Raw genomic sequence first — 12,366 nt, 5'->3', positions numbered from 1 at the left:
CATGAGAATTCCAGCCTTTGACTTAACGAGGCAATATAAAAGAATTTCAAACGATCTTCTGCCTCTTTTGGAGCAAGTTCTTTCCAAAGGTCAATTTATCTTAGGTGAAAATGTTCACTTATTGGAACAGGAACTTGCTGATTATTGTAATGTAAAATATGGTTTAGGAGTTGCGTCTGGTACTGATGCTCTTCTTATATCTTTGGAGGCCTTAGGAGTTAAAGAGGGAGATGAGGTTATAACCACACCTTTTACCTTTTTTGCTACTTCTGAAGTTATATCTCTATTGAAGGCAAAGCCAGTTTTTGTAGACATTGATCCTACTACTTATAATATAGATCCAGAAAAGGTAGAAGATGCTATTTCTCCTAAAACTAAAGGCATAATTCCCGTTCACCTTTTTGGACAAATGGCTGAAATGGATGATTTGACTTACCTTGCTGAAAAGTATGACCTTTTTATTGTGGAAGATGCTTGTCAGGCTATAGGAGCAGAGTATAAAGGTAAGAAAGCAGGAAGTATCGGAAATACGGGTTGTTTTAGTTTTTTCCCCACAAAAAATTTAGGAGGCTATGGGGATGGAGGTTTCATAACTACCAATGATGAAAAAATATACGAAAAAATCAAACTTTTAAGGGTGCATGGAAGCTCTAAAAAATATTATCATGACATAATAGGTCATAACAGTAGATTAGATGAGATTCAAGCAGTGATACTAAGAGTAAAGTTAAAATATTTAGACTCTTGGATAGAGAGAAGAAGAGAAATTGCAAAGATTTACTCAGAGAATTTAAAAAATTTTGATATAGTAGTTCCTGAAGAGAGACCTTATTTAAAACATGTATATCATCAGTATGTAATAAGAGTTAAGAAAAGAGATGAACTTCAAAATTATCTCTCCTCTAAAGGAATAGGTACAGCCATATATTATCCACTACCACTTCATTTACAAAAATGTTATGAAGATTTAGGTTATAAAAAAGGTGATTTTCCTGAGGCAGAGAAGGCGAGTGAGGAGGTTCTCGCTTTACCTATGTGGCCAGAGCTTACCGATGAAGAAGTGTATTATGTGATTGAAACTGTAAGGGAATTCTATGATAAGTATGGAGGATAGTTATGGGGTTTATTCTTGTAACAGGTGGAGCTGGTTATATAGGAAGTCATGTGGTTAAAGAACTACTTAGGAGAAATTATAAAGTGGTGGTATTGGACAATCTACACAAAGGTCACAAAAAAGCGGTCTTGACGCCGTATTTTGAGATTGTGGATCTAAAGAAGATGGATTCTCTAAGAGAAGTTTTTGAAAAGTATGATATCGATGCAGTAATGCACTTTGCTGCGCTAAGCACGGTAGCTGAGTCCATGAAAGAGCCTTTCAAATACTACGAAAATAATATTTTAGGTGGCTTAAATTTATTAGAGTTAATGAGAGAGTATAATATAAAATACTTTATTTTTTCTTCTACTGCTGCTGTTTATGGTGAGCCTCAAGTAGTTCCTATACCAGAGGATCATCCCAAAAATCCCACTAATGTGTATGGATCCTCTAAATTGATGTTTGAGGAGATATTAAGTTGGTATGATGAAATATATAAGCTTAGATATGTCTCTTTAAGATATTTTAATGCAGCGGGAGCAGATCTTGAGGGAGAACTTGGAGAAGATCACAGACCTGAAACTCACTTAATTCCTATAGTCTTAAAAACAGCCTTAGGACAGAGGGAATATATAGAGATATATGGAACCGATTATCCAACTCCTGATGGCACATGTATAAGAGATTATATTCATGTAGTGGATTTAGCTGAAGCTCATATTCTTGCTTTAGAAGCCCTATTTGATGGAATGCGTTCAGAAGTTTTTAATTTGGGGAATGAGAGAGGATATTCAGTAAGAGAAGTAATCAATATTGCCGAAAAAGTAGTGGGACAAAAGATTCCTATTAAAGAGGGACAAAGAAGACTTGGAGACCCAGCTATTCTTATTGCAAGTTCTAATAAGATAAAAAAGGTACTTAAGTGGCAACCCAAATTTAATGATTTAGAAATCATGATTTCATCCGCTTGGAATTGGATGAAAAAGCATCCTTTTGGATATTCTGAATAAAATTTGATATAATTGATATCGGAAATGGCAAAAGAAAAGAAGGTTGTGGCAGTTAATAGAAAGGCAAGGCATGATTATTCTATTCTGGAGACTTTTGAGGCTGGAATAGTCCTTACAGGTACCGAGGTTAAGTCTCTAAGAAGGGGTAAGGTAAGTTTGCAAGATAGCTATGCAGATGTAAAAAATGGAGAAGTTTGGATTTATAATCTGCATATAAGTCCTTACGAACATGGAAATATTTATAACCATGATCCTAAGAGGCCAAGAAAACTTCTACTTAATAAAGATGAGATCGCATATCTTGTGGGAAAAGTAAGGGAAAGAGGATTGACTTTAATACCACTTTCTATATACTTTAATGAGCGGGGTTGGGCAAAAGTAGAGTTAGGGCTTGCAAAGGGTAAAAAGCTTTATGACAAGAGAAGAGATATAGCAGAAAGAGATGAAAGACGAGAATTAGAGAGACTATATAAGCTAAAGTACTAATGGGGGCGATTGGTTTCGACAGGGAGTACAAGGATCAAAAGCTGCAAGCCGAGGTGCCGTTACCTCGTAAAACAACGGCAAAAAAGAAGTGCCAACACAAATTTAGCATTAGCTGCTTAATTTAGCAGCTACGCTCTTCTAACCCGGGCTGGCAGGGTTAGAAGGGTGTCATAGTAAGCCAGCTGCCCCTTCCGACTCCCCTAAGGAAGGGAAAGAAGTAAGGGGATAGGTGCTTATAGAATCCTGCGGGAGGGAGTCTGTAAGCACCGAAAAGTTAAAACTCCCGCTAAGCTTGTAGAGGCTTTTGATTCTTGCTCTCTGGACGCGGGTTCGACTCCCGCCGCCTCCACCAAAAATTAAATTCGGGCTAAGAAAGGAAGAGCTCTTAGGAAATGTCTTTAAAAAGGTTTTTATTTGTTTTATTTTTTGTTTTTATTTTGTTAGCCAATAACTACATTTTAAGTGATGAGTTATCTTTTCTTGAAGTTGATTATTTAGGAGAAAAGATAAAAATCCTTACTACCCTTAAAGAGATTAATAATGAGATCTATATTCCTTTACCCTTATTTTCCTCAACTTTTGGATATGCTTACAAACAAGTTGCCGACGAAATACATCTTTATGACTCTAACAATGAAATTCTTATAGCAAAAGTAGGAGAGAAAAAGGTAATCTTGCATGGAAGAAACGGGGTTTTAGTTAATCCTATTTTAAAAGAAGGTGATATAGTTTATTTTCCTCTTTCCTCTTTTTATCGACTTATAGGGTATAGAGCATATCTGAAGAATAAGACTCTATATATAGTAAATGAAATATCAAATGTGGATTATTCAAAGGGGATATTAACTATAAACTTTAAAGGGAAGTCCCAGATAAATTTTAATACCTTAAATTTAAGCGCACCTCCACGGTTTGTAATTGATCTCCAGAATGTCGTTTTTATCGATAATAAAGGAGAGATAAATTTAAATGATCCGTATATAAAAAGTATAAGGTATTCTCAATTTAATGTGGCTCCATACGTAGTAAGAGTGGTTGTCGAATTTAAAAACCAAATCATGACACCTGAGATTAAGAAGGATTTAGGAAAATTAATCTTAAAGTTTCCTGTAAAATATGGAGAAAATGATGGACAAGAAATGGTAAGACTTTATGATCTTTCCTGGGAAGAGAATGCTGATACTTTGAATTTTTTTTTGAGGTTTTCTGATAATTTTACTTATACTAAAAACTTTTTACCTAATCCTAATAGGTATTATTATGATATTTCCAACGCAGAATCCTCTCTGACTTATACTAGTATTATTATTCAAAGGGATCCTATTATTTCTGTGAGAATTGGCGAAAGGACAAAGGAGGATTATAGTTTAAGGGTTGTTTTTGAAACATATACCGAATCAGATATAAGTGAGGAAGTATACTCAAATACTCTTAAAATTTCTTTTAAAGTCTCAAAAAAAGGAAATTTAATAAGAGAAAATTCCATAAATTATACAGTTTTTGTCGATCCAGGGCATGGAGGTTCTGATCCTGGTGCTATATATGGAGAGCTAAAAGAAAAAGATATAAATTTGAAAGTTTCTCTTAAACTTGCAGAGAAATTAAAAAACAAAGGTTATATAGTATATCTTCTTAGAGAAAATGACATTACTTTGTCCTTGGATGACAGGGTTAAGTTTATTAATGATAAGATAAATTCCAATAATCTACTTTTGTCCTCTTCTATTTTAATAAGTATACATACAAATGCCGCTTTTTCTCCTGATGTAAGAGGCATAGAGATATGTTATGCTAATGATATATCGGAAAGTTTAGTCAAGACTTTTATAGAAGTTTTTAATTCTAATGATCTTATGGTAAGGAGATCTATCAAAGGAAAATTTTATGTTCTATCCCGTGTCTCTATACCTTCTGTAATTGTTGAAATGGGGTTTATCACTAATGAATTTGATAGAAATTTGTTATTGAACGATGAATATCAAGACAAGTTAATAGATAAAATTATAGAAGTGATAGACAAATATGTAGAAGGAGGTAAAAATGAGTAAAATAGGTATTCTGGATTCTGGTGTAGGTGGGCTTTCGGTTCTTAAAGAAGTTTACCTAAATAATTTAGCCGATGAGGTCTATTTCTTAGGCGATACAAAATACTTTCCTTATGGGATTAAGCCTGTAGAGTTTATTCAAGAAAGAGTTTTTGAGATAGTAAGTTTCTTTAAAAGTCTTGGTGTAGAAGAGGTTATCATAGCTTGTAATACTGCATCGTCAGTAGCTTATGATTTTCTTAAAGATAGATTTAGAGATCTTAAAATACATAGTATTGTCTTAGGAGCTATAGAAGGTGCAAAAAATTATAAGGCTAAAAAGATAGGGGTTTTAGCTACAAGAAGAACTATGGAAAGTAATATCTATCCTAGATTAATTCACGAAAAGATTTCAGACAAAATCGAGGTATATGTTCAATCTTGCAGTGAGGGACCTCTTCTTGAGACTATTGAAAAGGGAATAGTGGAAGGAGAACTTATTGAGAAAGAAATCATGAGGTGTATTGATCCATTAGTAGAGAAAAACATTGAAGGGTTAATTTTAGGATGTACTCATCTTCCTTTTGTAAAAAAAGTTATAAAAGACTTATATCCTAATCTTTTTGTAGTTGATCCTTCCTTAGAGGTAATAAATTTTTTAAGAAGTGATAGTAATTTTAATACAAAGGTAGAGATTTTTGTCACCGGAGAAGCAGAAGAATTTCAGGGGATTCTTAACAAACTCTTAGGTATGGATTGGATTGTCAAAAAAGTAACTTTGGATAGGAGTGATGTAAGTGTTATCAAAGGATAGACTAATTAATACCTTTATAGATTTTGTAAAAATCTCCTCTCTTTCTTTAAGAGAGAAAGAATTTTCTTCTTTTTTGAAGAATAGACTTGAAAATTTAGGCTTAAAAGTTATTGAAGATAACGCTGGAAAAACTTTAGGTGGAAATTCGGGGAACTTATATGCTTATCTTGATGGTGATGGAGAACCAATTTTAATCTCAGCTCATATGGATACAGTATCTCCAGGGGAGAATATAAATCCTCAGATTGCTGGTGATTACATCCTAAGTGATGGAAATACAATTTTAGGAGCTGATGATAAAGCTGCCATATCTGCTATAGTGGAAGCTATTCAAACTATAAAAGAAAAAAAAGAAAGAACTAAAAAGATTGAATTTCTTTTTACTATTGGAGAAGAGATAGGGCTTGTAGGAGCTAAAAACATAGATCCTTCTTTAATAAAGTCAAAGGAGGGTTATGTGTTAGATGGAGAAGGAGATGTGGGTACTTTAATATTAAGAGCACCAACTCATGATAGGTTTTATCTTAACATATATGGTAAAGCTTCCCATGCTGGAACTTCCCCAGAAAAGGGTATAAATGCCATATTATTAGCTTCGGATTTTCTTCTTAACCTTTCTTGGGGTAGGATTGATGATTTTACTACTGCAAATGTAGGAATTATAAAAGGAGGTAGAGCAACTAATATAGTCCCCGATGAAGTGTATCTGGAAGGTGAGTTTAGGAGTCTTGATGAGGATAATCTTTCTTCTCTGTGGAGGAGATTTGAGGATAATCTTATTAAGTTGGTAAAAAAAGGTGCTAGTTATGATTTGAGAAAAGAAACTCTTTATAGAGGATTTAACATTGATGAGAGGGAAAAAGTTGTGAGAAGAATAGTGGATGTTTTAAACCAGATGGAAAAGAAAATTAATTTGACATATACTATGGGGGGAAGTGACGCTAACATTTTGAACTCCTATGGGATAAAGACAGTAAATGTAGGAATTGGAATGGAAAATGCTCATTCTAAGGAAGAGCGCATAAAAATAGAGAATCTTTATGATACTGCAGTATTGATTTATAACCTTATAAGAGGGTGATATATATGGGTGAAAGGACAGTAGTTTTGGGAGTCATTGGAGCAGATGTTCATGCTGTAGGCTTAAGAGTTCTAGATTATGTATTGAGAAATGCGGGTTTTGATGTGGTGAATATTGGGGTTTTATCATCACAAGAGGATTTTATAAAAGCAGCGATTGAATCGGGAGCAAGAGCTATTTTAGTTTCATCTCTTTATGGACATGCAGAACTTGACTGTAAGGGTTTTAAGGAGAAACTAAAGGAAGCAGGACTTGAAGATATAATCCTCTATATAGGTGGAAATTTAGGCGTAGGACAAAAAGATTGGAATGAAGTAGAAAAGAAATTTAAAGATTTAGGTTTTCACAGAGTATATCCTCCTAAAACTTCGCCCGAAGATGTGGTTAGAGACCTAAAAAAGGACTTGGGATTAGAATAGAAAGTCATGAAAGCTCTAATATTTGATATTGGAAGTACTTTTACTAAAGGTGTGGCTTATGATTTAGAGAAAGGAGAGATTATAGGTAAGGCAAAATATCCTTCTACAGTAAGTGAGGATGTAAACATAGGACTAAGTAAAGTAATAGAGGATATAAAGGCTCAAACAGGGTATAGGATAGAAGAATTTGAAATAAAAAGAGCCACTAGTAGTGCTGCAGGAGGCTTAAAGATAATTGCTATTGGACTTGTTCCTGATCTTACTGCAGAGGCTGCTAAAAAAGCTGCTCTTTCTGCTGGAGGAAAGGTATTAAAAGTATATTCTTATGAGCTTACAAGCTTGGATCTTGAGGAAATTTTGTTTTTGAAACCCGATATAATAATACTTTCAGGGGGGACTGATGGCGGAAACCGGTATTATCCTTTGGTAAATGCTCAAAAACTTTCTACTTTACCCTTAAATATTCCCTTTATTTATGCTGGAAATAAGGATTTAAGAGATAGAATAGAGAAAATTTTCAGAGAAAATAATAAAGAGATGTATATTACTGAAAATGTAATGCCAGAATATGGAGTTATAAATATTAATGAAGTACAGAAATTAATTAGAGAGATTTTTTTAAGAAATATAATTCATGCAAAAGGTTTGGACAAAGTGAAAAAGATAATTGATGGAGTAGTAATGCCAACACCTCTTGCGGTTTTAAAAGGCTTAGAGGCATTCTCGCAGATGTACGGAGAAAGTATATTGGTGGATGTAGGAGGAGCAACCACTGATGTTTGTTCTGTGGCTGAGGGAGCACCAACTCAGTCGGGAGTTGTGTGGAAAGGTTTGAAAGATCCAATAGTAAAAAGGACCGTTGAAGGGGATCTTGGAGTAAGGGTTTCTGCTGTATCTTTATTGGAAGCGGTTGGTGAAAGAGAATTAGAAAAATTAGCTAATGATTTAAAAATAAATCCAAAGGAAAGGGCATATTTTCTTAGTAAAAATACCAATTTTATACCTGAGAAGGATGAAGATATTTATTTTGATGCAATACTTTCTTATTATGCTGTAAAAATAAGTGTAGAAAGACACGTGGGTCATTTAGAGGTAATTTATACTCCAATGGGAACCTTATATTTTCAGTATGGGAAAGATTTGAGGGGGGTTAAAAAATTGCTTCTTACTGGTGGACCTTTGATTTATAATCCTCACAAAAAAACAATATTGAAAGGAGCTATTTATTCTAAGGATGAGCCTTTTGTTTTAAAGCCTATATCTCCTGAAGTTTTTATTGATAAAGAATATATATTATTTTCTATAGGTGTAATATCTGAGATCAGTAAAGAAAAGGCTAAAAAACTTATTGAGAGATATATGAAGAGAATGGAGGCTTGGGAATGGTCTTAAAAAATAAGAAATGGGATCATAAATATTTCTTGAAGATGAGAGAAGAAGTTCTAAATTCTTGGGAAACAGGAAGGGAGGTAAATTTTGAAGAAGCGGTTTCATATTTAAGCTCATTACCAAGAGAAAAATATGCAGATTATGTTTTGAGAAAAGCAGATGAAAGTAAAAAAACCCTGCTTCAGCCAAGAGCAGGAGTGCCTATATTAAAAGAACATATCCTTCTTTTGCAATACCTCCAAAAAGAGGGTGGAGCAGATATATTACCAACTACTATTGATAGCTATACAAGACAAAATAGATACCGAGAGGCACAATTAGGTATTGAAGAGAGTTTAAGAGAGGGAAGATCTTTACTCAATGGATTTCCTGCAGTAAATTATGGTGTTAGGGCTTGTAGAGAAATAATAGAAAGTGTTGATGTACCAGTAGAGGTGAGACATGGAACTCCTGATGCAAGATTGCTTGCAGAAATAACTCTTGCAGCTGGATTTACCTCCTTTGAAGGAGGGGGCATTACCTATAACATTCCTTACGCTAAAGATGTTTCTCTGGAAAACTCAATTCTCTATTGGCAATATGTGGATTACCTTGTTGGACTCTATGCTGAAAATGGAGTAATAATAAATCGAGAGTCTTTTGGTCCTTTGACGGGTACCCTTGTTCCTCCATCTATCTCTATAAGTATTGGAATTATAGAAGCTCTACTTGCTGCTGAGCAGGGAGTAAAGAGTTTTAGTGTGGGATATGGGCAATGTGGGAATATTATTCAAGATACCGCTTCTATTAATGTTCTCTATAGGTTAACAAAGGAGTATTTGGCAAGTTTCGGATATTATGATGTACATGTTACCACTGTTTTGCATCATTTTATGGGTGGGTTTCCAGAGGATGAGGCAAGGGCTTATGCGGTAATAAGCTTAGGTACAGTTCCAGCGGTATTATCTAAAGCTACGAAAGTAATAGTGAAAACACCTCAAGAAGCAATTGGTATTCCGTCTAAAGAGGCTAATGCTGCAGCTTTAAGAAACACAAGACAAGTTCTTCAAATGTTAGACTCGCAGGATTTTATTGATAAGAATAAACTTCAAGAAGAGGAATACATCATTGAAAGAGAAGTGAGAAGCATTTTAAATAGTGTGTATTCTATTGGTGAAGGAGATCTTGTGTTAGGTACTGTAAGGGCTTTTTCTTCTGGTTTGCTTGATGTTCCTTTTGCTCCAAGTAGGTTTACTCTGGGAAGAGTTATGCCTATAAGAGATAATGAGGGTGCTGTAAGATTTTTTGATTTTGGAAATTTGCCCTTTGATGAAGAAATTAAAGATTTTCATAGAAAGAAGATTGAAGAGAGAGCAAAGTATGAGAAGAGAGAAATTAGTTTTCAAATGGTATTAGATGACATATATGCTATAAGTAAAGGTAGATTAGTGGGAAGACCTAAGTAGGTTAAGGAGATTTATTATGATAAAAGATGCTTTATATTCCATTGGGCTTTCAGGTTTTTATTTTGATGATCAAAGGGCTATTAAAGCAGGAGCAAAAGAAGATGGCTTTGCTTATAGGGGAATTCCTTTAACCTCAGGCTATGAATCTGTAAGACAGAAAGGAGAAAGTATATCGGTAATCTTAATTCTTGATGATGATCAGATAGCCTTTGGGGATTGTGCTGCTATTCAATACTCGGGAGCAGGAGGGAGAGAACCGTTATTTAAAGCAAAAGAATTGGTTAAAGATTTAGAGAATGTAGTATTTCCCTTTCTTTTCCAGGAGAAATGGGAAAGTTTTAGATTCATATGTCAGAAGTTAGAAACCTTGAGTATCAATGGTAGGAAACTTCATACTGCTTTGAGGTATGGAGTTTCTCAAGCTATTCTTGATGCTTTTTCAAAATATTATAAAAAGACCATGACTGAAATTATTCGGGATGAGTATTTGCTAAATTTTGACATTAAAAAGATTCCAATTTTTGCTCAATCAGGAGATGAAAGATATATTAATGTGGATAAAATGATTCTTAAGAGAGTAGATGTTTTACCTCATGCTCTCATCAATAATGTAGAGACAAAGTTAGGATGGCGTGGAGAAAAGTTAATAGAGTATTTGGGATGGTTGAAAGAGAGAGTAAAAATACTTGGAGACGAGAATTATCATCCTATATTTCATATAGACGTTTACGGAACCATTGGAATTGCTTTTCAGTATAATATAGATGAGATAGTAGAATATATGGAAAAACTTGAGAAGATTTGTTATCCATATAAGTTGAGAATTGAAGGGCCTGTAGACATGGAGAGTAAAGAGTTACAAATAGATTTCTTGAGCAAAATAAAGAGAAAACTCAAAGAAAGAGGTATAAATGTGGATATTGTAGCAGATGAATGGTGTAATAGCTTAGATGATATCAAGGATTTTATTAAAGCTGAAGCAGTGGATATGATCCAGATAAAGACTCCTGTTTTAGGTAGTATTCACAATTCTATTGAGGCTGTGCTTTATTGCAAAGAAAACAATATAGGAGCCTATTTAGGTGGTAGTTGTAATGAAACTGATAGGTCGGCTCAGGTTTCCGTCCACATTGCATTGGCAACTCAGGCGGATCAAATTTTGGCAAAACCAGGAATGGGCGTAGATGAAGGACTGATGATAGTTTATAACGAAATGATGAGGACTTTAAAAATATTAAAAAAGAAAGGATTGAATGTTATAGATGCTTAAGATTTTCTCTCCTACTGCTATTTTAGGATATGGTTTTCCTGAAAAAACTTATTACAATGCCCTCTCAGAGAAGCCAGACATTATTGCTGTAGATGCAGGTTCGACAGATCCTGGACCTTATTACTTAGGTAAAGGTATTTCTTTTGTTGATAGGAACGCTACTAAGAGGGATCTATATTATTTAATAAAAATGGCTTTAAAGTTTGACATACCAATATTAGTCGGAAGTTCAGGAGGATGTGGTACAAAATCTTCTTTAGATTGGACTTTTGATATAGTTAAGGAGATTTTAGGGACAGAAAATATCAAGGCAAAGGTTGCCAAAATTTATAGTGATATTGATAAAGAGATAGTTAGAAAAGCTATTTTAGGGGATAAAATTAAAGAACTTGATGGGTCTTCGAAATTAACTGTAGAAGATCTTCAAAATGTAAATAATATTGTGGCTCAAATAGGTATATCGCCCTTTATTGAGGCTTATAAAAAGGGAGTAAATATAATTTTAGCAGGAAGAAGTTATGATCCAGCCCCGTTCTCTGCAATTCCAATTTATAAAGGATATCCTAAAGGGCTTTCCTACCATTTAGGAAAAATTCTTGAATGTGGGGCAATTGCAGCTGAACCTGGTAGTGGAAGAGATGGGCTCATGGGATTAATTTTTGAGGATCGTTTTGAGGTTTATCCCCTTAACGAAGATAGAAAATGTACTGTTATTTCTGTGGCTGCTCATACTCTATATGAGAAAAGTGATCCCTATCATCTTATTGGTCCCGATGGGGTTATTGATCTTACCAAGTCGGTTTTTATACAAAAAGATGAGAGAACTGTTTCGGTTATGGGTTCAGAGTTTATAGAATCTAAGGATAAGTGGATTAAGATAGAGGGAGCCAAATATCTTGGTATAAGAGGGGTCTGTATAGCTGGAATTAGAGATCCTATCATGATTTCTCAAATAGATGAAATATTAGAAAAACAGAAAATTCTTCTAAGGGAGAATTTTAAAGATTTAAATAAGTATGAAATATTTTTCCATGTATATGGGAAAAATGGAGTTATGGGAAGTTGGGAGAAGGAAAAGAATCTTTCCCACGAACTTTGTATTGTTATTGAGGTGATAGGTGAGAATCAAGATCATGTAAAGACAATACTTGGATTTTTAAGATCTTCGCTTCTTCATTATGGTTATAAAAACCGTATTTCCACAGCTGGAAACCTTGCTTTTCCATTCTCTCCCTCCGAAGTTATCTGGGGAGAGGTTTTTGAATTTAAGATTTACCATCTTATAAAACTTGAAGATTACGAATTTCCAATAGAGGTTGTAGAGGTTTAGCC

Annotated in this window: 11 protein-coding genes and 1 other RNA gene; all 12 read left to right on the top strand. The window is 34.3% G+C overall.

Going from position 1 to position 12,366, the window contains the following annotated elements; all coding sequences use genetic code 11:
• Nucleotide 1: 1 nt before the first annotated feature.
• Entirely contained in the window at nucleotides 2-1,114 is a 1,113-nt protein-coding gene (locus tag DTUR_RS07005; RefSeq protein WP_012583708.1) for a DegT/DnrJ/EryC1/StrS family aminotransferase, read from the top strand.
• A gap of 2 nt (nucleotides 1,115-1,116) precedes the next feature.
• Complete coding sequence (galE, locus tag DTUR_RS07000; RefSeq protein WP_012583707.1) at nucleotides 1,117-2,106, top strand: UDP-glucose 4-epimerase GalE; 990 nt, start codon at nucleotides 1,117-1,119, stop codon at nucleotides 2,104-2,106.
• A gap of 24 nt (nucleotides 2,107-2,130) precedes the next feature.
• Nucleotides 2,131-2,592, top strand: coding sequence for an SsrA-binding protein SmpB (smpB, locus tag DTUR_RS06995; protein WP_012583706.1), 462 nt, complete (start codon nucleotides 2,131-2,133; stop codon nucleotides 2,590-2,592).
• Nucleotide 2,593: 1 nt separating this feature from the next.
• Nucleotides 2,594-2,944: a transfer-messenger RNA gene (gene ssrA, locus DTUR_RS06990) on the top strand.
• A gap of 40 nt (nucleotides 2,945-2,984) precedes the next feature.
• Nucleotides 2,985-4,640 (top strand): N-acetylmuramoyl-L-alanine amidase, encoded by a 1,656-nt coding sequence (locus DTUR_RS06985; protein ID WP_012583705.1) that lies wholly within the window; start codon nucleotides 2,985-2,987, stop codon nucleotides 4,638-4,640.
• Nucleotides 4,633-5,430, top strand: a complete 798-nt coding sequence (murI, locus tag DTUR_RS06980) for a glutamate racemase (RefSeq protein WP_012583704.1) — start codon at nucleotides 4,633-4,635, stop codon at nucleotides 5,428-5,430. The genes DTUR_RS06985 and murI overlap by 8 nt, the downstream gene beginning before the upstream one ends.
• Nucleotides 5,414-6,511, top strand: a complete 1,098-nt coding sequence (locus DTUR_RS06975) for a tripeptidase T (protein WP_012583703.1) — start codon at nucleotides 5,414-5,416, stop codon at nucleotides 6,509-6,511. Before murI ends, DTUR_RS06975 begins: the two co-directional genes overlap by 17 nt.
• 5 nt (nucleotides 6,512-6,516) lie before the next feature.
• On the top strand, nucleotides 6,517-6,930 hold the full coding sequence (glmS, locus tag DTUR_RS06970; RefSeq protein WP_012583702.1) for a methylaspartate mutase subunit S: 414 nt from the start codon (nucleotides 6,517-6,519) through the stop codon (nucleotides 6,928-6,930).
• 6 nt (nucleotides 6,931-6,936) lie between these two features.
• On the top strand, nucleotides 6,937-8,322 hold the full coding sequence (glmL, locus tag DTUR_RS06965) for a methylaspartate mutase accessory protein GlmL (protein WP_012583701.1): 1,386 nt from the start codon (nucleotides 6,937-6,939) through the stop codon (nucleotides 8,320-8,322).
• Nucleotides 8,313-9,764: a methylaspartate mutase subunit E gene (locus tag DTUR_RS06960; protein ID WP_012583700.1), complete on the top strand. Its 1,452-nt coding sequence runs from the start codon at nucleotides 8,313-8,315 to the stop codon at nucleotides 9,762-9,764. Before glmL ends, DTUR_RS06960 begins: the two co-directional genes overlap by 10 nt.
• A gap of 16 nt (nucleotides 9,765-9,780) precedes the next feature.
• Nucleotides 9,781-11,034: a methylaspartate ammonia-lyase gene (locus DTUR_RS06955; protein WP_012583699.1), complete on the top strand. Its 1,254-nt coding sequence runs from the start codon at nucleotides 9,781-9,783 to the stop codon at nucleotides 11,032-11,034.
• Nucleotides 11,027-12,364 (top strand): acyclic terpene utilization AtuA family protein, encoded by a 1,338-nt coding sequence (locus DTUR_RS06950; RefSeq protein ID WP_012583698.1) that lies wholly within the window; start codon nucleotides 11,027-11,029, stop codon nucleotides 12,362-12,364. Before DTUR_RS06955 ends, DTUR_RS06950 begins: the two co-directional genes overlap by 8 nt.
• The last annotated feature ends 2 nt before the right edge of the window (nucleotides 12,365-12,366 follow it).

It is taken from the genome of Dictyoglomus turgidum DSM 6724, assembly GCF_000021645.1.
Classification (GTDB): Bacteria; Dictyoglomota; Dictyoglomia; order Dictyoglomales; family Dictyoglomaceae; genus Dictyoglomus; species Dictyoglomus turgidum.
This window is presented reverse-complemented; position numbering and strand designations above follow the sequence as displayed.

Excerpts from the sequence above, each read along its gene's own strand:
- DTUR_RS07005 (WP_012583708.1), top strand. The coding sequence starts at position 2 with ATGAGAATTCCAGCCTTTGACTTAACGAGGCAATATAAAAGAATTTCA.
- DTUR_RS06950 (WP_012583698.1), top strand. The coding sequence starts at position 11,027 with ATGCTTAAGATTTTCTCTCCTACTGCTATTTTAGGATATGGTTTTCCT.
- glmS (WP_012583702.1), top strand. The coding sequence starts at position 6,517 with ATGGGTGAAAGGACAGTAGTTTTGGGAGTCATTGGAGCAGATGTTCAT.
- smpB (WP_012583706.1), top strand. The coding sequence starts at position 2,131 with ATGGCAAAAGAAAAGAAGGTTGTGGCAGTTAATAGAAAGGCAAGGCAT.
- galE (WP_012583707.1), top strand. The coding sequence starts at position 1,117 with ATGGGGTTTATTCTTGTAACAGGTGGAGCTGGTTATATAGGAAGTCAT.
- DTUR_RS06955 (WP_012583699.1), top strand. The coding sequence starts at position 9,781 with ATGATAAAAGATGCTTTATATTCCATTGGGCTTTCAGGTTTTTATTTT.
- DTUR_RS06960 (WP_012583700.1), top strand. The coding sequence starts at position 8,313 with ATGGTCTTAAAAAATAAGAAATGGGATCATAAATATTTCTTGAAGATG.
- glmL (WP_012583701.1), top strand. The coding sequence starts at position 6,937 with ATGAAAGCTCTAATATTTGATATTGGAAGTACTTTTACTAAAGGTGTG.
- murI (WP_012583704.1), top strand. The coding sequence starts at position 4,633 with ATGAGTAAAATAGGTATTCTGGATTCTGGTGTAGGTGGGCTTTCGGTT.
- DTUR_RS06985 (WP_012583705.1), top strand. The coding sequence starts at position 2,985 with ATGTCTTTAAAAAGGTTTTTATTTGTTTTATTTTTTGTTTTTATTTTG.